The 21050-nt window shown below is 63.4% G+C and carries 21 protein-coding genes; 9 read left to right on the top strand and 12 right to left on the bottom strand.

Annotated elements, in window-relative coordinates:
• Nucleotides 1-54 precede the first annotated feature (54 nt).
• From IPM16_22075 to uraD, 5 genes are read right to left on the bottom strand one after another with little or no spacing between them, the layout of a single operon-like run.
• Nucleotides 55-1299: a Zn-dependent hydrolase gene (locus tag IPM16_22075; protein MBK9125795.1), complete on the bottom strand. Its 1245-nt coding sequence runs from the start codon at nucleotides 1297-1299 to the stop codon at nucleotides 55-57.
• A 29-nt stretch (nucleotides 1300-1328) separates the two neighbouring features.
• Complete coding sequence (gene uraH / locus IPM16_22070; protein MBK9125794.1) at nucleotides 1329-1682, bottom strand: hydroxyisourate hydrolase; 354 nt, start codon at nucleotides 1680-1682, stop codon at nucleotides 1329-1331.
• Complete coding sequence (gene allB / locus IPM16_22065) at nucleotides 1654-2970, bottom strand: allantoinase AllB (GenBank protein MBK9125793.1); 1317 nt, start codon at nucleotides 2968-2970, stop codon at nucleotides 1654-1656. Before allB ends, uraH begins: the two co-directional genes overlap by 29 nt.
• A gap of 17 nt (nucleotides 2971-2987) precedes the next feature.
• Nucleotides 2988-3920 carry a urate oxidase gene (gene pucL / locus IPM16_22060; GenBank protein ID MBK9125792.1) on the bottom strand — a complete coding sequence of 311 codons (933 nt, stop codon included), beginning with the start codon at nucleotides 3918-3920 and terminating at the stop codon, nucleotides 2988-2990.
• Nucleotides 3921-3953: 33 nt separating this feature from the next.
• The gene (gene uraD / locus IPM16_22055; protein MBK9125791.1) at nucleotides 3954-4451 is read right to left on the bottom strand and encodes a 2-oxo-4-hydroxy-4-carboxy-5-ureidoimidazoline decarboxylase; all 498 of its coding nucleotides are present in this window, start codon (nucleotides 4449-4451) and stop codon (nucleotides 3954-3956) included.
• A 147-nt stretch (nucleotides 4452-4598) separates the two neighbouring features.
• Here uraD and IPM16_22050 point away from each other — a divergent pair, with 147 nt between their 5' ends.
• From IPM16_22050 to IPM16_22040, 3 genes are read left to right on the top strand one after another with little or no spacing between them, the layout of a single operon-like run.
• Entirely contained in the window at nucleotides 4599-5354 is a 756-nt protein-coding gene (locus IPM16_22050) for a (S)-ureidoglycine aminohydrolase (protein MBK9125790.1), read from the top strand.
• 2 nt (nucleotides 5355-5356) lie between these two features.
• The gene (locus tag IPM16_22045; GenBank protein ID MBK9125789.1) at nucleotides 5357-6601 is read left to right on the top strand and encodes a M20 family metallo-hydrolase; all 1245 of its coding nucleotides are present in this window, start codon (nucleotides 5357-5359) and stop codon (nucleotides 6599-6601) included.
• A gap of 44 nt (nucleotides 6602-6645) precedes the next feature.
• Nucleotides 6646-7299 carry a DUF998 domain-containing protein gene (locus IPM16_22040; protein ID MBK9125788.1) on the top strand — a complete coding sequence of 218 codons (654 nt, stop codon included), beginning with the start codon at nucleotides 6646-6648 and terminating at the stop codon, nucleotides 7297-7299.
• 152 nt (nucleotides 7300-7451) lie between these two features.
• On the opposite strand, the gene IPM16_22035 is transcribed toward IPM16_22040, so the two are convergent.
• A complete protein-coding gene (locus tag IPM16_22035; GenBank protein MBK9125787.1) occupies nucleotides 7452-8303 on the bottom strand; it encodes a hypothetical protein in 852 nt (283 codons plus the stop codon).
• Between the two features lie 350 nt (nucleotides 8304-8653).
• Nucleotides 8654-9346: a GntR family transcriptional regulator gene (locus tag IPM16_22030; GenBank protein MBK9125786.1), complete on the bottom strand. Its 693-nt coding sequence runs from the start codon at nucleotides 9344-9346 to the stop codon at nucleotides 8654-8656.
• A gap of 132 nt (nucleotides 9347-9478) precedes the next feature.
• Between IPM16_22030 and IPM16_22025 the strand changes: the two genes are divergently transcribed.
• The 4 genes from IPM16_22025 (at nucleotide 9479) to IPM16_22010 (ending at nucleotide 13041) form a co-directional block, all read left to right on the top strand.
• Nucleotides 9479-10402 (top strand): dihydrodipicolinate synthase family protein, encoded by a 924-nt coding sequence (locus IPM16_22025; protein MBK9125785.1) that lies wholly within the window; start codon nucleotides 9479-9481, stop codon nucleotides 10400-10402.
• Between the two features lie 21 nt (nucleotides 10403-10423).
• Nucleotides 10424-11206 (top strand): SDR family oxidoreductase, encoded by a 783-nt coding sequence (locus IPM16_22020; GenBank protein ID MBK9125784.1) that lies wholly within the window; start codon nucleotides 10424-10426, stop codon nucleotides 11204-11206.
• An 18-nt stretch (nucleotides 11207-11224) separates the two neighbouring features.
• Nucleotides 11225-12403 (top strand): pyridoxal phosphate-dependent aminotransferase, encoded by a 1179-nt coding sequence (locus tag IPM16_22015; protein MBK9125783.1) that lies wholly within the window; start codon nucleotides 11225-11227, stop codon nucleotides 12401-12403.
• Between the two features lie 173 nt (nucleotides 12404-12576).
• On the top strand, nucleotides 12577-13041 hold the full coding sequence (locus IPM16_22010) for a GNAT family N-acetyltransferase (GenBank protein MBK9125782.1): 465 nt from the start codon (nucleotides 12577-12579) through the stop codon (nucleotides 13039-13041).
• A gap of 91 nt (nucleotides 13042-13132) precedes the next feature.
• Here the strand turns inward: IPM16_22010 and IPM16_22005 are convergent, their stop codons facing one another.
• Genes IPM16_22005 through IPM16_21985 form a run of 5 tightly spaced genes read right to left on the bottom strand, consistent with a single transcriptional unit; the run spans nucleotide 13133 to nucleotide 18707 of the window.
• Complete coding sequence (locus IPM16_22005; GenBank protein ID MBK9125781.1) at nucleotides 13133-14161, bottom strand: D-2-hydroxyacid dehydrogenase; 1029 nt, start codon at nucleotides 14159-14161, stop codon at nucleotides 13133-13135.
• The gene (locus tag IPM16_22000) at nucleotides 14158-15216 is read right to left on the bottom strand and encodes a M42 family peptidase (protein MBK9125780.1); all 1059 of its coding nucleotides are present in this window, start codon (nucleotides 15214-15216) and stop codon (nucleotides 14158-14160) included. The genes IPM16_22005 and IPM16_22000 overlap by 4 nt, the downstream gene beginning before the upstream one ends.
• 4 nt (nucleotides 15217-15220) lie before the next feature.
• Nucleotides 15221-16111: an ABC transporter permease gene (locus IPM16_21995; protein MBK9125779.1), complete on the bottom strand. Its 891-nt coding sequence runs from the start codon at nucleotides 16109-16111 to the stop codon at nucleotides 15221-15223.
• Nucleotides 16104-17027 carry an ABC transporter permease gene (locus IPM16_21990; protein ID MBK9125778.1) on the bottom strand — a complete coding sequence of 308 codons (924 nt, stop codon included), beginning with the start codon at nucleotides 17025-17027 and terminating at the stop codon, nucleotides 16104-16106. Before IPM16_21990 ends, IPM16_21995 begins: the two co-directional genes overlap by 8 nt.
• 60 nt (nucleotides 17028-17087) lie before the next feature.
• Nucleotides 17088-18707 carry an ABC transporter substrate-binding protein gene (locus IPM16_21985; protein MBK9125777.1) on the bottom strand — a complete coding sequence of 540 codons (1620 nt, stop codon included), beginning with the start codon at nucleotides 18705-18707 and terminating at the stop codon, nucleotides 17088-17090.
• A 215-nt stretch (nucleotides 18708-18922) separates the two neighbouring features.
• On the opposite strand from IPM16_21985, the gene IPM16_21980 reads away from it, so the two are divergent.
• Together IPM16_21980 and IPM16_21975 are read left to right on the top strand one after the other, a co-directional pair.
• Nucleotides 18923-19870, top strand: coding sequence for a succinylglutamate desuccinylase/aspartoacylase family protein (locus IPM16_21980; GenBank protein ID MBK9125776.1), 948 nt, complete (start codon nucleotides 18923-18925; stop codon nucleotides 19868-19870).
• A 30-nt stretch (nucleotides 19871-19900) separates the two neighbouring features.
• Nucleotides 19901-21031 carry a Gfo/Idh/MocA family oxidoreductase gene (locus tag IPM16_21975; GenBank protein MBK9125775.1) on the top strand — a complete coding sequence of 377 codons (1131 nt, stop codon included), beginning with the start codon at nucleotides 19901-19903 and terminating at the stop codon, nucleotides 21029-21031.
• Nucleotides 21032-21050: the final 19 nt, after the last annotated feature.

Genomic DNA, 21050 nt, shown 5'->3' with positions numbered 1-21050 from the left:
GGGCAAAAGCCTTCTGGCAGGGCTTGGGACAGCGTCCCAACCTGAAATCCTTAGTCAATCAGACGATTTCGAAAACAACTCTGCCGTCAGCAGCACGCTGTTGAGCATCACCCGTGCCGCGTTGACACAATCCTCCGGCGAACAGTACTCTGCCGGATTGTGGCTGATGCCCTCCCTGCACGGCACGAAGAACATCACGCTGGGCGTGACACGGGCCAGCATCTGTGCATCGTGGCCGGCAAAGCTCATCAGGCGCTGATGGCTCAACCCCGCGCCGTCCGCTGCACGTTCGACCGTCTCGACCAAGCGCGAGTCCATCAGGGCGGGTTCGGCGCCTCCAGCAGATGTGATCTCCAGAGACAGGCCGTGGTCGTCAGCCGCCTGCTGCGCCAGCACAAGCAGCGATTCTTCCATCGCGTCGAGCGTGGCGGGATCGCCGTGGCGAAACTCGAACGCGATACGCGCCGTGGCGGGAACGATGTTGAACGCGCCCGGCTCGACCTGCACGGCGCCGACGTTGCATACCCCTGGCGAAAAGCGTTCGAGCACAAGCCGGCGCGCCTCTAGGCCAAACTGCGCTGCACCCATGAACGCATCGCGCCGATCGGGTATCGGCCGGGTGCCGGCGTGCGCCGCTTGACCGCCGAAAGTGAGCCAGTACGACCGAATCCCGACAATCGCCGTGACGACGCCGACATCGACACCTGCGCGTTCGAGGCGCGTGCCTTGCTCGATATGCACCTCGAAGTATCCCACGACGTCGGAGAAGTCGCGCTGCGCTGACAGCGCCGTGTCGCACGAGCCTCCGACACGCTCGAGCGCAGCGTCCAGTTCGGCGCACCCAAGCCGCACACTGTCCAACGTCTCGCCGGTCAATATGCCGCACATCGCGGTGCTGCCCAAAAGACCGAGCCGTGTGCCTTCCTCGTCGGTAAAGTTGACGACTTCGACATGAAACGGCAGATCCGCGCGGGCGTCAGCCAGCGTCAGCGCAACCTCAAGGCCAGCCACAACACCAAGCGCGCCATCGAACCGGCCGCCGTTCGGTACCGAATCGAGATGCGACCCGATCAGCAAGGTCGGCGCGTCGGGGCGAGGGCTGGCGAATGCTGCGCGTTGGTTGCCCGCGCCATCGGTGCGCACTGTCAGGCCGCCGGCGCGCGCGCGCTCAGCGAACCATTCGCGCACCTCGAGGTCGGCGTCCGACAGTGACATGCGGCTCAAGCCGCCGTCCTCGGTGCGGCCGATCGCCGCCTGTTCGTCCATCGCGGCCAACAGACGTTCAGCGTTGATGTTCATTGTGTACACTCATCGCTTCCAACCCGTCTTTAGCTACCGCGATAGGTGCTGTAGGCCCACGGCGTGACCAGCAGCGGCACATGATAGTGTTGAGTGGCGTCCCACACGGTGAAGCGCACCGGCACGCGATTGAGAAACGGCGACGCACCGGCGCTGCCGCTGTGGAGCACGAAGTACTCGCGCACGTGGAACAGCAGTTCGTAATCGCCAGCAGTCAGTTCGTCGCCGTCAAGCAGCGGCCCGTCGACGCGGCCGTCGGCGTTCGTCGTCACGTTTTTTACGTGCACCGGCAGCCCGCCTTCTATGCGCCAAAGCTCGATGACCATCTCGTTGGCTGGCCGGCCGTGGAACGTGTCAAGCACGTGTGTGGTTAGACGGCCCATAGACCTGCACTCCCTTCACCCATGTACCGAGCACCTTGCCGCGCATCTCCATCCCGACATACGGGCTGATCGAGTGGCGGTATGCGAGGTCCGCGGCGGCGAGCCGCCACGTCGCGTCAATGTCCACCAGCGCGAGGTCGGCGTCCATACCCGGCATGATCCGCCCCTTGTGGCGCAGGCCAAAACGTTCCGCGACGTTGCGCGAGGTCACGGCGGCAATTTCGCTGAGGCGCATGCCGCGCTGATGATAGCCGTAGGTCAGCAGCAGCGGCAGCGTGGACTGACAGCCTGCAATCCCGCCCCATACAGCGAAGAAGTCCGCGCTGACTTTCATCTCCGGCGGCGCCGGCGAGTGATCGGAGGCGACCATATTGATCGCGCCACTGAGAAGATGCGTCCACAGCGCGGCCTGTTCGCGCGCATTGCGGATTGGCGGCGCGCACTTGGCCGCGGCCCCGATCCGCTCGACGTCCTCATCGGTCAGCACCAAATAGTGCGGGCACGTTTCGCACGTGACATCGAGGCCGTCGGCGCGGGCGCGGGCGATCAGCTCGACGGCATGCCCGCTGCTGACGTGTACGACGTGGAGCTTGCAGTGCGCCTCGCCCGCGAAGAACAGCGCGCGCTGCACGGCCTCCAGTTCGGCGATGATCGGCCGCGAGTCGAGATATGCGCGCACGCCAACCCGCCCGGCCGAACGCGCCTCGTGCGCCAGCGCGGCCGTGATCGAGTCGTTTTCGGCGTGTACGGCAACGATCTTGCCCAGTTCGGCCGCGCGCAGCATCCCGGCGAACAACGTCGCGTCATCGACTGCCGGAAACTCGGGCAGTCCGCTGTTCGACATGAATGCCTTGAACCCGACCGCGCCGAGCAGCGACATGCCCATCATCTCGTCGACGCTGCCGGGGATCAACCCGCCCCACAGATATCCGTGCACACGACTGTGCGCGCGGATCGCCTGCCGCTTGAGGTCGAAGGCCGTCGCGGTGGTCGTAACCGGGCTGGAGTTCAGCGGCATGTCGAAGTAGGTCGTCACACCACCGCGCGCCAGCGATTCCGATCCGGTGGCGATGCCCTCCCAATCGGCCCGTCCCGGCTCGTTGAAGTGCACGTGCGGGTCGATGCCGCCCGGCATCAACACCAGTCCGGAAGCATCCTTTTCCGCCGCGGCGTTCTGCGACAGGTTCGGGCCGACCGCCTCGATCGTGCCGTCTTTGATCGCCACATCGGCGACGTGATCTTGTGTCGCGTCGACCACCCGCGCCCCGCGAATGATCAGGTCGGTCATGCTTCCTCCACCGGCGCTTACAGGTTCTCGCGGCTCAAGTGCAGCGAGATCATGCCGTAGGGCGGGCGCGGGTCCATATACACTTTGGCATCCTCGCCCGGCGCTTCCGCCGTGACCTCCCACAGCCGGTTCTGCGCGTTGAACCACACTTCGCCCATCTGCGGGAATCGAGTCAGCAAGCGCATCCCCATTTCATGCACCAGATGCTGAATCGACATATTGACGAAGTCGTGGAACGTGTGCTGAATGTGGTCGTACACCTGCCGCGCCGAAATGTAGCGGCGAAGGTCGCTTTGCACGGCGTCCTCGATATCGGCGTAGTGCCAGCCCATGTCGAGGTAGATGTACAGCAGGCGATCGGTCCTTTCGGGAAGCGTCGTGAACTCGTCGTGTACGAACTTGGCGAACGCATTGCCGGTCAACTTGACGAGCTTCATGTCGCGCCGTCCGCACTCGTGCGCGGTGATTTTTACACCGCCGCTGCTGTCGCGCTCGAGGTCGAGCGAGGCATACGCCTTCGTACCTTCGACCGCCGCGAACGTCGTATCGCTCGGCACCGAAGCGACGCCGCCGTCGTTGGTGATGGTCGCGGCGGCAAACGGCAGTTCGCTGCCACTGATGCGAATGGATTCCATGTCGGCGTACTGCTTGAGCATCTGCGTGCCGATGAAGTGCAGGAAGCCTTCGAGCGTCGCGCCGGTGTACAGCCGCGCTTTCTGCAGGATGAAGTTGGTCATCGTGGCGGTCGGGACCACGCGCGAGTTGTCGCCCACGGTATAGGCAGGCAGGAACGTATCGCCAAAGACCTCGACCTGCACGTCGACCGCGAACAATGGGCTGCTGCTGCCGGTGAACGGCGATTCGGGGATCGACGGCAGGCCGCGAAGCGGCGTCGCGCCGGTGCGATACAAGGCGATGTTGCCCTTGCCGTACGAAATGCGTGTCTTCATGCGGTGAGTCTCCGTCGCTTAGGTGAGCTTGGGTCAGGAAATCAGGTCGATCAGCCGGAGGCGCAGGATCTTGAACACCTCGTGCGCGCCGTTCTCGATTTCGGCCTCGCGGGTGTGCGTGAGCCGCTGGCGAAAGGCGGCGAGTATGCTGTGCTTGGTATTCTCTCGCGCGCAGATGACGAACGGGAACCCGAAACGCGCGCGGTACGCCTGATTCTGCAACTTGAACTCGTCGTGCTCGTCCGGCGTCAGGCGGTCGAGGCCGGCAGATGCCTGTTCACGCTGCGACGCGGAACTGAGTTCGCGGTCCACCTTGACGGCCAGTTCGGGATGCGACTCGAGCAGACGGATCTTCTCGTCCGCGCTGGCCGCACCGATGGCGTCGGCGAACGCCGCGATCAGCGCGTCGCGATCGGCAAACGGACGGCGCTGTACGACACGCGCTGCAAGCCACGTCTCGCCTTCCAGCGGGCCGCCGATGGCTTCCAAGAACTGCCCGCTTGGCAGTGTATTGAGCGTGTCGAGATCCATGTACGCGTTCCGATGAGCGGCGATGGCCGCGGATTCTAGCGAGAAATCCGGCGCTTCCCAACATTGGCGGGGATGTCGATGCGGTGTCTACGCCGCGGATGCGGTAGAGTCGTCGGGATGACTCGCCTGCCGGAGCCGCCTACTGCCATGAAACCGTTCGGATCGACCCGCACCGTCGTTCAACCCAACCACGCGCTCATCGCGCCAGACGGGCACATCACCGCCGACCTGCCGGGCTGGACGGGCACGCAGGGTATCGTGCTGATCTCGCCGCACATGCGGGGGCTTCCGCGATTCAGCCAGTACATCGCCGTGATGGCCGATGGCGCGCAGTCTGCCCTACCGCTGCCGGGCGTCGAACGTTTTGTGTTCGTGCTTGAAGGCACGATCGACGCCGCGCTGGATGGCAGCGCGACTACATTGGTCGCCGAGGATTTTCTGTACGTGCCGGCGGGCCGGTCGCATACGCTGTCGGCGCTGTCGCCAGCGCGGCTGATGATCTTCGAGAAGCCGTACGTACCGTCTCGCGTGACGGATACTGTGCCCGATCCGGTCGCGGGTCACGCCCGCGCTGGCGACGGCACGCCGTTCATGGGCGACGAGGCGGCGCGCCTGCGCGTGCTGCTGCCGACCGATCAGCGGTACGACATGGCCGTCAACCTGTTTACGTTTCAGCCCGGCGCCGCGCTGCCGTTTGTCGAGACGCACATCATGGAGCACGGGCTGTATCTGGTCGAAGGTCAAGGCATCTACCGGCTTGACGATCAGTGGTACCCGATTCAGGCCGGGGACGCGATCTGGATGGGGTCGTACTGCCCGCAGTGGTTCTGCGCCATCGGCAAGACGCAGAGCAGCTACCTGTACTATAAAGACGTCAACCGCGATGCGCTCACGGTGAGGTGACTATGACCGACATCATGATTGACAGCACCAGAATCCAGTCCGAGCTCGAGACGCTCGCGGCCTTTTCCGACGCACCCGCGCCGGCCGTAACCCGCGTGCTGTTTACGCCAGTGGAGCTGTCTGCGCGCGCTTACATCAAGCAGTTGATGGCCGACGCGGGCCTGTCCGTGCGTGAGGATGCGGTCGGCAACGTGTTTGCGCGATGGGACGGCGAAGACCCCGGGCTGCCCGCCATAGCGACCGGCTCGCATATCGACGCGATCCCGTACAGCGGGCGGTATGACGGAACGGTTGGCGTCCTCGGCGCAATCGAGGCGATTCGTGCGCTGAAGCGCGCCGGATACCGGCCACTACGGTCGATCGAGGTGTTGATGTTCACAGCCGAGGAACCGACCCGTTTCGGGATCGGCTGTCTTGGCAGTCGGGCGCTGGCGGGAAGGCTTTCGCCGGACGCGCTGTTGGCACTCAAAGACACGCACGGCATCCCCTTCGACGAAGTCCGGTCGCACGCAGGCTATACCGGCGACTTGACAGCCGTACAGCTTGCGCCGGGGCACTATCACAGCTTTGTCGAGCTGCACATCGAGCAGGGGCCACGCCTCGAAGCGTCCGGCGTGCAGATCGGGATCGTGAACGCGATTGCCGCGCCCGCGACGCTGCGGGTGGTACTACATGGATCGGGCGGGCATGCCGGCACGGTGCTGATGCCCGAACGCCGTGACGCGCTTGCCGCCGCCGCCGAGCTGATCCTCGCCGTCGAGCGAACCGGACGCGCCAGTGAGTCACCGGATGCCGTCGCAACGGTCGGTCTGTGCCATGTTTACCCGGGTGCCGTCAACAGCATCGCAAGCCGCGTCACGCTTGAGATCGACATCCGCGATATCGACCTCGCCTCGCGCGATCGTATGGTGGAACAGGTGGGAGCCGCAGCACACGCTGTCGCCGTCGCCCGCGAGATCGATATCGAACGGACCGTCCTCAACGCCGACCGCCCGTGTTACGGCGACGCAGTAGTGGTCGCGGCGATCCGCGACGCGGCAGACGAGACCGGCAGCACGCACGTCGAACTGGTCAGCCGCGCTTACCACGATACGCTGTTCATGGCTGAAATCTGCCCGGTGTCGATGATCTTCGTACCGTCGCGGAACGGCTACAGCCACCGTCCCGACGAGTACACACCGCCAGAAGACATCGCGCGCGGCGTCGACGTGCTGGCACGAACGCTTGTGCGCTTGGCTGCATCATAGGCTTGTCACGTACCCTGCTCTGTCGCTCTGAAAGCGAGTATTCGATGTCGAACTGGAGCCGCCGCCTCACCATCATCCCCGGGTACGTCGGCACGACCGTCCTCGCAATCGCAACGCTGGTCACGGCGCTGACCTACATTGGCCCTGACGATAGCCGTTATTCGCTGATGAACTATTTCGTCTCGGAGCTGGGCCACACGCAGGACAGCGAACTGGCCGCGGTCTTCAACATCGCGTTGGTCTTCGGCGCGCTGATGCTCGGCCTGCATCTGGTCGGAGTCGGACTGCGATTTCGGGGCTTCTTCCGGTATGTCGTGGCTGTCAGCGGCGCCGTGGTCGGGATCGCGGGCGCGCTGGTCGGCGTCTTCCCGATGGACGTCAACACCAACATGCACCGGCTCGTCGCGCTCGGCTTCTTCGAGGGATCGCTGCTGCTGCTTGTCGTGTTTTCCGCCTTCGTCGGGCTGACGCGCCAACGTGCTTATCCGCGCTGGATGGCACTGCTCGCAATCCCGATGCTCGCCGCCAACCTCGTCTTTCTCAACGAGCTGCGTGTAGACGGGATCGACGCGCTCGCGATTGCAATGACCGTGCGCGAGCCATTCCGGCTGATATGCGCGTCGGAGTGGGCGGTGATTCTGTTTCTGCTGCTGTGGGTCGTGGTGATGATGTTCTGGCGTGCGCGACAGCCCGACTAGCCCCGATGTGGAAAGCGGTGTGGTGTGAGGGACTGCTTCTCCTCCCCCGACTCGTTTCGACGACTTTCGACCGCCGTCTTGGCGTTCTATGTGATGGCAAAACAGCGGGCGACTTTGCGGGTCGCCCGCTGTTTTGCTGAACGGCGTGTGGGCTAGAACGCGAAGTGCGTCGCCTGAGCCGCCACGATTGCCAACGTGATGAACAGCGCCGAGAGGAACGCACCGGTGAAGATCGTGCCCGTCTTACGGAAGAAGTAGGTCGAGATCACACCGACGATCGTCAGCAAGCCGACGAACTGGAACGCTACGATCGTATTGAGCGACTCTGCGAGCGGCAGCGGCCCGCCGGCAAGCAGCGGGACATACTGGATCAGCAGCAGGACGATAAAGCCCGTCACGAGCAGACCGACGTTCGCCAGCATGGCGCGCGGCATACCGACATCAGAGCCATCGCTGCGCACGATACGATGCTGCCCGTGCAGCATCGTCAGCGCCACCACGAAGTACACGATGAAGAAGGGTAGATAACCGAGGAAGATGCGGAAGTGCAGCGACTCCATCAGCTTCACGGCAACCACCCAGAAGCGGAAATCGATCAGGAACACGAGATCCGACAGGTACAGCAGCAGGTACCCGAACAGGAACACCACGACTGCAAGCAGCAGCGACTTGAGGATCACGCCCAAGTTGAGCGTGACCCCGTAGTTGGCAAGCGTCGCGCCCTTGTTGGAGGTGAAGTGCCAGATCAGGAACAGCACGAGCAGGATCGCGCCGCTGCCGAACGCCCAGATCACGACCTGCGTGGTGATGTTCTGCGGCCACAGTGCCGATGGCAAGCCCAACGTCGGCTGCAAGTCCGCGAAGCGGGCGAAGAACCAGAAGAACGTTGCCGCTGGAATGAACATCGCCAGCAACCAACCGATATAGCGCATGGTGCCAGTGGATGGACGGGCTTCCGGCATGGGCCTCACGAGCGACTTGAAGTACGCCGTCTCGAGCAGCACACCGCCGAACCCGCATGCTGACGATCGCCACGCCGCAAGGCCAATCCGTCCCTGCCACCCTGAGCGGCCAGGCCGGCCACCGCGCCCGCACGCCCACCAGCCCCCCCCCCCCCCCGGCCCGCGCCCCCCCCCCCCGCCCCGCGCCGCGGCGCCCCGGCCCGCCCGGGGCCGGGCGGCGCCCGCTGGCGCCCGCAACGTTGCCGCTTGGGCATAGTACAACTTAAGCGTAGCACTTTTGTGCGTACGGACGACCGCCAAGCCGTACCAAACGTAGTTACATTTGTATGCTTGTTGGGGTGAAACGTGTCACATTCGGCGCGTGCCGCTTCATCCGACGGACCCGTCGCTTGCTACGACGGCTCGGTCTCGTGATCTTCCCAGATCTTCACGATCAGCGCGCTGGCGTCCATGATGTGCGCGTCAACCAAGTCCTCGGCCTTGTGTGGGTCGCCTTCAACGATCGAATCGATCAGCACTTTGTGGCTGCGCGCGATCTTGCGAATGTCCGTACGGCGCATGTCGCGCAGGGCAAGCACCTGCCGCACCCGCTGCGACACGTTGTTCCACATCTGATTGAGGAGATTGTGATTGCTCAGGCGGATGATCGCCGTGTGAAACTCGTGGTCGAGTTTGCTGGCAAGCGCCGCTTCGCCGGAGTCCGCCGCACCAACCATCTCGTCGTAGAGGCCTTGCAGCTTCTCGACGGCTTCAGGATCACCTTGCTTGATGATCTGTCGCAGCGCAAACCCCTCGAGCGCACTGCGCAAGCTGTACAGCTCGGTGATGTCGCGGCGCGTCAGTTTGCGCACGGTTGTCTTGTGGTACGGGATGATCTCGATTAGCCCCTCAGTGTTGAGGATCTGCAAGGCTTCGCGGAGCGGCGCCCGGCTCACACCTAGACGCGATGCCAACTCCATCTCAATGATAGCTTCGCCCGGCTTCAACTGGCCCTCGACAATCAGTTCGCGGAGGATATCGGCAATCCGCTCCCTTAGCGGATTATTGTCGATGTGCATCGTAGAGGCCTTCGTGTTTTCAGCCATTGTTGACAAGTCCGTTCGCGAAACCCTATAATGTGGATTGTCGACAGTCGACCATTGAGACATTATACGTGGAGTCAGGTAGGCGTGCAAAGCCCTACCCACCCCACTATTCATTCCGTGGTAAGGGGTGTTATGGGTTCTTCGATTACCGGAATCTTCAATATTCTGGCAACACCGTTTACGCCGGAAGGTGACGTCGACCACGTCAGTCTATCACGACTTGTCGATTTTCAGATTAAGCTCGGCGTGGCGGGCCTGACTGCCCTCGGCGTCCTCGGAGAAGCCGCGAAACTCACTGTCGACGAGCGCCGCGCCGTCATGGACGCGGTGTTCAGTGCCAACAACGGGCGCGTGAACGTCGTGATCGGCACGAGCCACAAAGACCTCGACACGTGCATCGAACTCAGCAAGGCCGCACAAAATGCCGGCGCTAACGGTGTCATGATCGCGCCTCCGCCGATGAACAACCCCACCGATGACGACATCGTCGCGCTGTACTGCCGGATCGCGGAACAGATTGACATCCCGATCGTCGTGCAGGACTTTCCGCCGGTGAACAACATCACCATGACTCCGGCGATGCTCGCCGCGCTGGCCGAGACCGTTCCCAACTGCCGCACCATCAAGTTGGAAGACCCGCCGCTGATGCAGAAGATCACCGCGATCCGCGCCGCCACCGACCGCTACGACATCCTCGGCGGTTTGGGTGGCATGTTTCTGCTCGAAGAACTAAAGCGCGGCGCCGCTGGCACCATGACCGGATTCGCTTTTAACGAAGTGCTGCTGGCGGTTTATCACGCGTTCAAGGCGGGCAACGAAGCACGGGCCGAACGCATTTTCGACCACTTCCTGCCGCTGATCCGCTTCGAGAACCAACCCGTCATCAACCTGCCCATCCGCAAGCTGCTGCTGCAACTGCGCGGCGCGATCGCGCATCCGGGCCTGCGTCAACCGTACGCGCCCATCGATCAAGGCACGCGTGACGAGGTACACTGGATCCTCAAGCGGGTCGGCATCGACGACCCGACCGCAGTGATCAACTTCGACTCGTTCTGACCCTACGGAAAGAAGGAACGCATGGATTTGGGACTCAAGGGCCGCGTCATGCTGGCAGCCGGCGCGAGCAAAGGTCTAGGTTACGGCATTGCGCAGGCGCTCGCGCGTGACGGCGCGCGGGTCTCGATATGCAGCCGAAGCGAAGCGGACATCAACGCCGCCGCCGACAAGCTGCGCGCAGATACCGGTGCCGAGGTTATCGCTACTGCTTGCGACGTTCGCAAGATGGACGAGATCGAACGCTGGGTGACGTCAACGGTCGAGCAATGGGGCACGATCGACGGCCTGCTGGTGAACGCTGGCGGGCCGCCGGCGGGCTTCTTTAGCGAGCTGACCGACGAGCAGTGGCAGGCTGCGTTTGAGTTGACGCTGCTCAGCAGCATCCGCATGATTCGCGCTGCCCTGCCCCACATGCAGGCCGGTTCGGCCATTCTGGCGATCACGTCTTCGTCGGTGCAGGAACCGATCGAACGGCTCGGCCTGTCAACCGTCATGCGCTCGGGTGTCACCGGGCTGGTTAAGACGCTGGCCGACGAATTGGCCCCGAAGCGCATCCGCATCAACACCATCGTCCCGGGCCGCATCGACACCGATCGCGTCACGCAGCTCGACCAGATCTCCGCCAACCGCTCCGGCAAGTCGCTCGACGAGGTGCGGCGCGGTTGGGAGTCGGCGATCCCGTTCGGGCGCTATGGCACGATCGAAGAGTTCGGTGCGGCGGGCGCATTCCTGCTGTCACCCGCAGCGGCATACATCACGGGAACCGACATCCGGGTCGACGGCGGCAAGGGCCGGATCATCTAGCGAAACGGACAGCGAGGCATGGCGTCTTACAACGCGGAGCTTGCGGGGATCAGCGAGTCGTTCACGATTGCGCTCGCGGACAAGGTCCGGCAGCTCAAGGCCGCAGGCCGGCAGGTGATCGCGCTGCAAACCGGCGACCCGGACTTCGCTACGCCGGCGCCGATTGTCGAAGCGGCGCACCGCGCCCTGCTAGCAGGCCAAACCCATTACAGCGACAGCCGCGGATTGATTGCCCTGCGCACCGCGATCGCCGACAAGATCCGGCGTCACACGGGTAGCGAGTACGATCCCGCCGGCGAGGTGCTGGTCACGCACGGCGCGATTCACGCCTACTATGTCGCGCTGCAGGCGATACTCTCGCCCGGCGACGAAGTATTGATCCCCGACCCGGCTTGGCAGACTCACGCTCAGCTCGTGCGCGTCCTGCACGGCGTCCCGGTCCGCGTGCCGGCCCTCGCTGAATACGGATTCATGCCGACGTTCGAAGCGTGGATGGCAGCCCTCAGTCACCGCACCGTCGCGCTGGTCATCAACTCGCCCAACAACCCCACCGGCGGGGTCGCGACAGCCGAATACCTCGCACAGCTCGGCCAGTTCGCCGACCAGCACGACCTGTACCTCATCAGCGACGAGGTCTACGACCATCTGCTGTACGACGGTCGAACGCATACGTCAGCCTCGGGCGTTGCCCGGCCGCGGACTCTGCTTGTCAACAGCTTCTCCAAGACTTACGCCATGACGGGTTGGCGTGTCGGCTATCTCGCGGCCCCGTCCAACCTGATCGACCTCGCGCTCAAGGCAAGCCAGTATTCGATCACCAACGTGGCGGCGTTCGTACAGGCGGGCGCGCTCGAGGCCCTGACCAATCCGGCCATCGACGCCGATGTGCAGACCATGGTCGATGCCTATGCGAGACGTCGGGCGTTGGTCACCGAGATCCTGAGCGAGCATCCGACCGCACCGATCTCGGCGTCTCCGCCTGCCGGAGCATTCTACGTCTTCCTCGACGTTCGCCGCCTTGCCATGCCGACAAACACCATCGCCTCGCGCTTGCTGGACGAGGCCGGCGTGTCGATCGTGCCCGGCTCGGCATACGGTGACCACGGCGAAGGCTTCCTGCGCATGACGATCGCGGCGTCGGAGTCCGAGATCGCGGCCGGCCTGAACGCGATCCTCTCGTGGGCACAGGCGCTGTAGGGGAAAGTCGTCAGTAGTCAGGTTTCAGCTGTCAGACGTTAAGCTGCATGAGCGTCTGCCCTCTCGCCGATGATGATCGTGACTTACGGAGCAGACATTCGGGCCGGCACATGCGCATCAGTCGGGTCGTGCCTATAATGCTCGATATCGAAGGCCAAGACACTTCCACACCCATGACCATTTCCATCACGCGTGAAGACCCGTTCCATCCGGTGTGCCTGACCCTGATGGGCGAATTGTCGGCGGAACTGGGCGCGCTCTACGGCGGCGACGATGGCGGGGCCGCCTCCGCCGATCCGTCCGGCTTCGTGGCGCCCGGCGCGGCGTTCGTCTTGGCGTGGAGCAACGGCCAACCCGTCGGCTGTGGCGCGCTCCGGCCGTTCAACTCGGCAGACACCGTCGAAGTCAAGCGCATGTACGTGCGCCCCGCAGCGCGTGGTAACGGAATCTCGCGGCTGATCCTGCGCGAACTCGAACGCCTCGCGCGGGAGTTCGGCTATAGGCGCGTAATCCTCGAAACCGGCACGCTTCAGCCGGAGGCCATTCGCCTGTACGAAAGCGAAGGCTATCTGCCGACCGACTGCTACGGCGAATACGCGGACGATCCCGTAAGCGTTTGCTTCGACAAGCGGCTATGAGTTCTCAGTCGTCAGGTGTCAGTGGCCAGAATCGCACCACGACGCGGCGAGTCAAAAGGAAACCCGAGTCCGACGACGTACCCGGTCTGGCCTAGTACAGCCGGTCGACGTCCAACACGTTCTTCAACGGCCGGCCGGACAGAAACGCATCCATGTTCTCGCAAAACAGCTCGACCAGCTTGGCGTTTTCGCTGTCGGCAGTGCTGGCGGAGTGCGGGCTGATGATCACGTTCGGCATGTCCCACAGCGGGTTGTCGGCCGGCAGCGGCTCGACAGCGAATACATCCAGAGCCGCGCCCAGCAGGTGACCACTTTGCAGCGCAGCAATCAGCGCGGTTTCGTCCACGACCGCACCGCGCGCCACGTTGATCAGCACTGCCCCGTGTTTCATCTTGGCGATTGCCTCTGCGCTGAGCAGGTTCTCGGTCTCCGGCGTATGCGGCGTGGCCAGAACCACGAAATCCGCTTCTGGCAGGTGGGCTTGCAGGTCGCTGACCGCGAACAGCCGATCGACGTGCTCAACCGGTTTCGACAGATCGCGCCGGGTGCCGGTCACACGCATGCCGAACGCTTTCGCAAGCCGCGCCGTCTCGCGTCCGATGCTGCCCAGCCCGACGATCAGCACCGTCTTGCCGTGTAGTTCGAACCCGCAGTAGCGCGCCCAGTGTTTGGCCGCCTTCTCGCTGAACAGGTATTGATAGTCCTTGCCGAACATCAACATCGCCATGAGGGCGAACTCGGCGAGTGGCCGCGCATGTGTCCCGCTGGCCGTAGTGAAGATCCACGACGTGCGCTCGGCGTACCTCATACGCTTGACGAACTGGCCGATCCCCGCGCTGCTGGCTTGAATCCACTTCAGCTTGGGCGCCAGTTCCGGCAAGTCGTCCAGATGCGTGAAGTCGAAATCGAGCAGCACATCGGCGTTCGCCAACAGCGCCTGCCATTCGGCTTCCTGCGCGTCGGTGCGATGGGGCCGCGCCGTATGATCGGCGACGTAACGCGGCGCTCCCAACAAATCCGGCCGGTACACGACCTCGATCTGCGGGAATCGTGCGCGGATTTGATCGACCAGTTCTGGCTCGATATACGACGCGATCAGAACGTTCAGCGGTGCGGTCATGACGCCTCCGGCGGCGGACGATACAGAAACTCAAGCAGCAAATTGACCGTTGCGTCAAGGTCGTCGGCGTGGACGGTCTCGAACGGGCTGTGGGTATAGCGCGTCGGCACCACGACCGCCGACGCCGCCGCACCTTCGCGGATCAACGCGCCCGAGTCGGTGCCGTAGATGCTGTATACGGCATGTTGCAGCGCGATGCCGGCCGCGGTCGCGGCGTCGATGATATGGTTGTTGAGGGCAAAGTTGTAACCGTACAGGTCTTTGTGGATGAGGATCGGCCCGCCCCCTAGCCGGGTGGAGACGTTGCGCCGGTCGACACCCGGCACATCCCCGGACAAGCCGGTGTCTATCGAAATCGCGTATGTGCAGTTCACGTCGCGGTTGATCGAATGCGCGCCGTACAGACCACTCTCTTCCTGCACGGTCGATCCGTAGTACAAGTCGTATTGCAGACGGCTCCGGTCGACCCGGTTCAGCACCTCGTCCATCACGGCCAGCGACACACGATTGTCCATCGCCTTGCCGGTGTACAACGATCCGTGCCGGCGCGTCGGCGGGTTCCAGATTACCCGGTCGCCGACCTGAATTCCGGCGTCCAGCACCGCCTCGCGGCTGTCCATGAACAGGTCGACCCAGAAGTCGTTCCAGTCGAGCTGCAGCTTCTGGCGCTGTTCGGTCGTCAAGATGTGACCAGTCAGCGTGGCGAAAACACCCTCGGTCGTCCCATGCCGGCTGACCACCAACGCGGGCTGGCCCAGCGGGATGAAATACGAACCGCGAAAGTCCGGCTTGCCGCTGCCTTCGCGCTGGCCGGTCGAGATGAACAAAAATCCATCATCAGAGATATGGCGCACGGCGTAGCCGATCTCGTCGCCATGCCCGATCAGCATCAAACGCGGCCCCTGCCCGCCGACGCGCCCGACCAGATTGCCGACCGGTGTCATCCACGCGCTGTCGAGCTGGGGCTGCCAGCGTTCCATCAGCCAACGATGTACGATGTCCTCGCGGCCACCCGGCCCGGGCAGCTCGCACAGGGTCTTCAGGGTTTCGAACATGAACCTATATCCTTAGTTTGGGGTCGAGCACGTCGCGCAGGCCGTCGCCCAGCAGGTTGATTGCCAACACGGTGAGCATGATGGCAAGGCCGGGGAACTGCGTCAACCAACTCGCCGAGCGCAGATACACACGTCCTTCGCTCAACATCAGCCCCCACTCCGGAGTCGGAGACTGTGCGCCGAGGCCGAGAAAGCTGAGCGCCGCCCCCGCGATGATCGCCCCGGCGATGCTGTTGGTCGCCACCACGATGACCGGCGTGACGACGTTTGGCAGCACGTGGCTGCGCATAATGCGCGTCGGCGATGCGCCCAATGCGCGCGCCGCCGTGACGTATTCGAGCTGTTTGATCGTGAGCGTGCTGCCGCGCACGATGCGCGTGAACAGCGGTATCGCCGATATACCCACGGCGATCATCACGTTGGTCAGGCTGCGCCCGAGCACAGCGACAATCGCCAGCGCCAGCAAAATACCCGGGAACGCCAGCAGTACATCCATCGCACGCATGATGAGCGCGTCGACCCACCCGCCGAGGTATCCGGCGATAATGCCGAGGAACGTGCCGATCGTGCACGCGATCGCCACCGAGATCAGCCCGACTTGGAGCGACAACTGTCCGCCATATAATACGCGCGTGAAGATGTCCCGCCCGAAGTCGTCGGTGCCGAATAGATGTACCTCGCTCGGCGGCTTGAGGCGCTCGGAAGCGGCCATCAACGTTGGGTTGTAGCTCGACAGCACCGGAGCCAGCACGCACAGCACGGTAATGATCGTCAGGAGGATGGCGCCGATGATGACGCTACGACTGCGTGACAAGCGGCGCAATAAGCGCCGTACCGACGTGCGCCACGAGTTTGGCGGCGCCTTGGACGTCTTGAGTACGGCAACGTCAGTCATAGCGAATCCGTGGATCGATGTACACGTACGCCACGTCGATCAGGATGTTGATCACGACGTAAACCACAGCGATAAACAGTGTCGTCCCTTGCACCAGCGTGAAGTCCTTGTTGAGCACGCTTTCAACATACATCCGTCCGATCCCGACGCGGGCGAAGATCGTCTCGGTCAGCACCGCACCACCCAAGAGCTGCGCGAACGTCAACCCAAGCATCGTGACGACCGGAATGAGCGCATTGCGAAGCGCGTGCCGCAGCACGACCCAGCGCGGCGCAAGTCCTTTGGCCCTCGCCGTGAGGATATAGTCCTGCCCCAAAACATCGAGCAGGCTCGAGCGCACCAGACGCGCCAGCGATCCGGCCGACAGCAGGCCCAGCGCCAGCGCCGGCATGATCAGTCGATCGAGGCTGCCTTGACCAATCGGCGGAAGCCATCGCAGTTCGACGGACAGCACGACGATTAGCAGCAGCGACGACCAGTACACCGGCATCGAGATACCGATCAACGCCACCAGCATCGCGCCACTGTCAATGATCGTATTGTGCTTGAGCGCCGCGAGAATCCCGAGCCCAAGGCCCAGCGTCGTACTAATGAGTACCGCGGCGACAGTCAGTTCGATGGTGTGCGGCAGACGCACCAGAATCTCGTCCAGCACGGGCCGTCGCGAGTTTAGAGATGTGCCAAGGTCGCCCCGCATTACGTTGAACATGTAATCAAGGTACTGCACCGGAATCGGCCGGTTCAGTCCCATTTGTTCGCGGATAATCTCAAGCTGCTCGGGGCTGGTCTGCCGGTCGCCCAGGTAGATCTCGGCCGGGTCACCGGGGATCGCATGCAGCATCAGGAAGACCAGAATGCTGACGAGCAGCACGGTTGGAACGGCTTGCAGCAGGCGTAGCGAGAGGAACCGGATCATGGGCAAAAAAAGCGCGGGACGGACCGAACCTGCGGCCCGCCCCGCGACTCGGTTCGGCCTTTAGCCGGAGATCGATGCGGCGTAGAAGTTCGGCAGGTTGCCGCCGCCCAAGAACTTCACACCGGACAACGACGTACTGTACCCATAGAGCAGGAGCGGGTCAACAAAGTACACCATTACGGCGTCGTCCGCGGCGATCTTCTGCGCCTCTGCGTACAGCGCAACGCGTTCGGCCGGGTCGGCCTTGCTGGCGGCCTCGAGCAGAACGGCGTCCATCGCCTCGCTGCGATAGCGGTTGCGGTTCGTGCCGCCGTCGGCGCGCGACGAGTCGAACAGCACGCGCATGCCGTCCGGGTCGGTCCACGTGTCCCACCAGTTCTGCGAGTTGTGTTGACCGGAGCGCACGGCGTCGAAGTAACCGGCCTGCGTCTGGCCGTTCAGGACGACCTCGATACCGACTGTCGCGAGGTCACCCTGCATGTAGGTCGCCATCGCGCTGCCTTGCGGGTTATCGGCCCGGAAGTAGTGCTCGATGGTCAGGCGCTGTCCGTCCTTTTCACGCACACCATCGCCATCGCTGTCGACCCAGCCGGCTTCCTCGAGGATCGAGGCGGCCAGTTCGCGGTCGAACGGCAGATAGTCGCAGCTCGCCGGATCGAAGCCAAACATCACCGGAGTCAGCGCGCTGCATGCCGGCGTGCCAAACCCGTTGAAGACGATGTCGATCAGCCCCTGCTTGTCAATCGAATGGGCGATCGCACGCCGCACTGCCAGCTCGCTCGTGGGGAATTTCTCGACGTTCATCATCAGCGAATGGCCGTGGCCGGGCTGCGGGATCTGCTCGATCACAAGTGCGGAGTCACCCGACAGGCGCTCTACATCCAGCTCAGGCACGCGGTCAATGAAGTCAACCTCACCGCTTTCGAGCGCAGCGAGTCGGGTCGCCGGATCCTGCACGATCTTGAAGACGATGCGCTCGAGGCCAGATGGCCCGTTCATGCCGAACACCTCGGCCACGCCCTCGCCGCCGCTGTAGTTTTCGTTGCGCACCAGCACGACTTCCGAGTTCGGCACGTAAGACTCAAGTTGGAACGGCCCAGCACCGACAACGGTCGTCTGACCGTATTCTGCTCCCGCTGCCTGAATGGCTGAAGGCGAGGACGGCGCGAGGTACGGCGTCGAGGCCGAGTTTAGGAACGGCGCATACGGGCTGTTGAAACGCACTGTGAACGTCAGCTCGTCCACGACCACCGTTTCAGCGTACGGCCCTAACAGGCTGATCGCCAACTGCGAGACGGTGTTGGGGTCGGCAATACGGTCGAAGGTGAATTTGACCGCCTCGGCATTTACCGGCGTCCCATCGTGGAACGCCGCGCCTTCGCGCAAGGTGAAGGTGTATTCGGTCGCGTCGTCGTTGATCTCCCAGCTGGCGGCAAGGCCGGGGTGGAAGGTGCCGAGCGGATCCTGATATACAAGCGGTTCAAAGACGTGCAGCATGATCACGCCGACCGACGAGAACGTCGTCACGTTCGGGTCAAGGGTATCGACGTTGTTGGCGATACCGACATTGAGGGTGGTTCTGCCCTGCGCCATCGCCCCAAATGATCCGGTGAGGATCAGGGCGAGTGCTAGGGCGACGACCATGAGCAGTCGGCTTCCCGGATTGATGCGAAACGACATGGCGTAACTCCTCCCAAGAATTACAGGCACTGAATTGTCGAACGGGGGGCCGAGCTATGCCAGCGCGGGGGTCTTATCTCGCCGTGCCAGCTTGACAGTCGAAAACCGACTGCGTATACTCTCACCCTTGTCGATAGTCGACAATCGACAATTATAGAAAGCGCTACCATGCTTGTCAACAAATCCGGCCCGCGACAGAAAGGTCGGCCTCGCTCATGACCCACCTTCGCGACTCGATTCGCTGGTCGCACCACCCCGTCCCTGCCCCATCCGCTGAGGGCACGCTCAACATCAGTGTCGGCAGTGTCGGGTCTAGTGGCCCGGTGGCGCTGATCACCGCCGGCGTGCACGGCGACGAGGGGCCATGGGGCGGTCTGGCCATCCATCGTCTGCTCGACCGCGTTACCGTGGACGAGCTAGCCGGAACGATTCGAATTGTCCCGGTCAGCAACCCGCTGGCGATGCGGGCCGACACGCGCAACGCCCCCGTCGATCAGCTCGATCTCAACCGCAATTTCCCGGGCTCGCCCGACGGCTCGTACACCGAAGTCGTCGCGCATACGCTCGTCGAACACGCGCTGAAAGGCGCCGACGTCGCGATCGACCTGCACGGCGGCGGAAGCTGGTGCGTCAATGCCTTCGTGTTCCGCATGCAGGGCGGTGAAGCCCTCGCCGACGCGGTGCCCGCGCCGTTCGTCGTCGACGCGCCCGACCGCGCCGTGACGTTGACCGGCTATGCGCGTTCACAGGGTGTGCGCTGCGTCGCCATCGAGATGGGTGGCCGGAGCGTGCAGGAATCGGCATGGGCGGACCGCATCGCGGACGGCTTGTACCGCGTGCTGACCGTCACTGGGGTCATCGCACCACGCACCCCGCCCGCGCCGATCGCGTCGCCGGCGATCTCCGTCAAAGCGACGACCGTGCTGCGCCCACGTGCCGGCGGCGTCTTCATCCCGGAAGTCGGCGTCGAGACAGTCGGCACGATCGTCGCCAAAGGCACGCTGTTGGGGCGCATGGTCGATCCGTCGACATTCGCCACCCGTGAAGAATTCCGTGCACCGTACGATCGCACCGCCGTTATGCTGCTACGGCCCATGCTCGCTCAAATCGAAGGTGGCGCGATGACCTACGTGGTCTCCGAGCCGCGCGAATCCACCGAATAATCGCCGTTTACACAGGGAGACTGAGTCATCATGGCTGAAAAGTTGCGTGTTGGCGTCATCGGAGCTGGGCGTTGGGCCAACAGCGCGCACCTGCCCGGTTTTGCGCGTTCGCCCCACTCCGAGCTGGTCGCCATTTGCGACCTGAACGAAGACATGGCAAAGGCCCGCGCGGCGACGTTCAATATCCCGCACGTCTATACCGATTACGAGAAGATGCTCGCGCGCGACGACATCGACGTCATTGACGTGTGCACGCGGGGGACATCGCATGAACGCGACAACCATGAAGTCCTCGCCTTCGCGGCGCTCGAGGCCGGCAAGCACACGCTGTGCGAGAAGCCGGTCGCCCACGATTACCGCAACACATGGAAGGCGCACCATCTCGCCGCGTCCAAGGGACTCAAGACGAAGGTCGGCCTGACCTTCCGTTATGCCCCGGCGATGATGTACATGCGCGACCTGATCCGCGACGGCTTCGTCGGCGAGCAGTTCATCTTCAACGGCTACGAGCAGAATTCGCAGTTCATCAGCCCGACCATCCCGGTCACCAAGATGGACCTGATCCCCGAGACCGAGCTGCCCGAAATCCGCGTGTCGTCGCTGGAAGGCTACGGCGCGCCGATCATCGACCTCAGCCTGTTGTTCATGGACAGCGACATCAAAAGCGTGGTCGGCACGATGCGCAACTTCGTCCCGTACCGCACCGCGGTCGACGGCCGCGTGATGCGCACCAACATCGACGACGGCGACATCTACATCGGCGAATACGAGAGCGGCGCGTTCTGCTCGATCCAGTCCAGCTACGTGACGGTCGGCAACTACCCCGGCCTCGAAGCGCGCGTGTACGGGTCGGAAGGCGCGCTGATCTGCCGGCTGGTCGAGGAATTCGGCGTGATGCAGACGCTGCATCAGGCCAAGCCCGATGCGGTCGAGTTCGTGCCGGTCGACATCCCGGACAGCTACTTCCCGCCCGGCTACACCCCCGGCGAGCCGTGGCCCTCGATGTACTACGCCAACCTCGTCCACAACTTCATGGAAGAGATCGTCAACGGCGGCGACGAGAATCAGGGCAACTTCGCGCAGAGCGCCAAGGTGCAAGAGATCATCAACGCTGTCGAGATGTCGTTTCGCGAGCGCCGGTGGGTCAACCTGCCGCTGTAAGTTCGCACCAACACCACGT

Origin of the sequence: Candidatus Flexicrinis affinis (assembly GCA_016716525.1) — a bacterium.
GTDB classification, from domain to species: domain Bacteria; phylum Chloroflexota; class Anaerolineae; order Aggregatilineales; family Phototrophicaceae; genus Flexicrinis; species Flexicrinis affinis.
The sequence above is the reverse complement of the archived record's forward strand: the minus strand, read 5'-3'. Positions and strand labels throughout refer to the sequence as shown.

Bases quoted from the DNA above. Each gene is read 5' to 3' on its own strand.
- uraD (MBK9125791.1), bottom strand. From the start codon at position 4,451: ATGGATCTCGACACGCTCAATACACTGCCAAGCGGGCAGTTCTTGGAA.
- IPM16_22010 (MBK9125782.1), top strand. From the start codon at position 12,577: ATGACCATTTCCATCACGCGTGAAGACCCGTTCCATCCGGTGTGCCTG.
- uraH (MBK9125794.1), bottom strand. From the start codon at position 1,682: ATGGGCCGTCTAACCACACACGTGCTTGACACGTTCCACGGCCGGCCA.
- IPM16_21975 (MBK9125775.1), top strand. From the start codon at position 19,901: ATGGCTGAAAAGTTGCGTGTTGGCGTCATCGGAGCTGGGCGTTGGGCC.
- IPM16_22015 (MBK9125783.1), top strand. From the start codon at position 11,225: ATGGCGTCTTACAACGCGGAGCTTGCGGGGATCAGCGAGTCGTTCACG.
- allB (MBK9125793.1), bottom strand. From the start codon at position 2,970: ATGACCGACCTGATCATTCGCGGGGCGCGGGTGGTCGACGCGACACAA.
- IPM16_22030 (MBK9125786.1), bottom strand. From the start codon at position 9,346: ATGGCTGAAAACACGAAGGCCTCTACGATGCACATCGACAATAATCCG.
- IPM16_22040 (MBK9125788.1), top strand. From the start codon at position 6,646: ATGTCGAACTGGAGCCGCCGCCTCACCATCATCCCCGGGTACGTCGGC.
- pucL (MBK9125792.1), bottom strand. From the start codon at position 3,920: ATGAAGACACGCATTTCGTACGGCAAGGGCAACATCGCCTTGTATCGC.
- IPM16_21985 (MBK9125777.1), bottom strand. From the start codon at position 18,707: ATGTCGTTTCGCATCAATCCGGGAAGCCGACTGCTCATGGTCGTCGCC.
- IPM16_22075 (MBK9125795.1), bottom strand. From the start codon at position 1,299: ATGAACATCAACGCTGAACGTCTGTTGGCCGCGATGGACGAACAGGCG.
- IPM16_22025 (MBK9125785.1), top strand. From the start codon at position 9,479: ATGGGTTCTTCGATTACCGGAATCTTCAATATTCTGGCAACACCGTTT.
- IPM16_21980 (MBK9125776.1), top strand. From the start codon at position 18,923: ATGACCCACCTTCGCGACTCGATTCGCTGGTCGCACCACCCCGTCCCT.
- IPM16_22050 (MBK9125790.1), top strand. From the start codon at position 4,599: ATGAAACCGTTCGGATCGACCCGCACCGTCGTTCAACCCAACCACGCG.
- IPM16_21990 (MBK9125778.1), bottom strand. From the start codon at position 17,027: ATGATCCGGTTCCTCTCGCTACGCCTGCTGCAAGCCGTTCCAACCGTG.
- IPM16_22000 (MBK9125780.1), bottom strand. From the start codon at position 15,216: ATGTTCGAAACCCTGAAGACCCTGTGCGAGCTGCCCGGGCCGGGTGGC.
- IPM16_22045 (MBK9125789.1), top strand. From the start codon at position 5,357: ATGACCGACATCATGATTGACAGCACCAGAATCCAGTCCGAGCTCGAG.
- IPM16_22005 (MBK9125781.1), bottom strand. From the start codon at position 14,161: ATGACCGCACCGCTGAACGTTCTGATCGCGTCGTATATCGAGCCAGAA.
- IPM16_22020 (MBK9125784.1), top strand. From the start codon at position 10,424: ATGGATTTGGGACTCAAGGGCCGCGTCATGCTGGCAGCCGGCGCGAGC.
- IPM16_21995 (MBK9125779.1), bottom strand. From the start codon at position 16,111: ATGACTGACGTTGCCGTACTCAAGACGTCCAAGGCGCCGCCAAACTCG.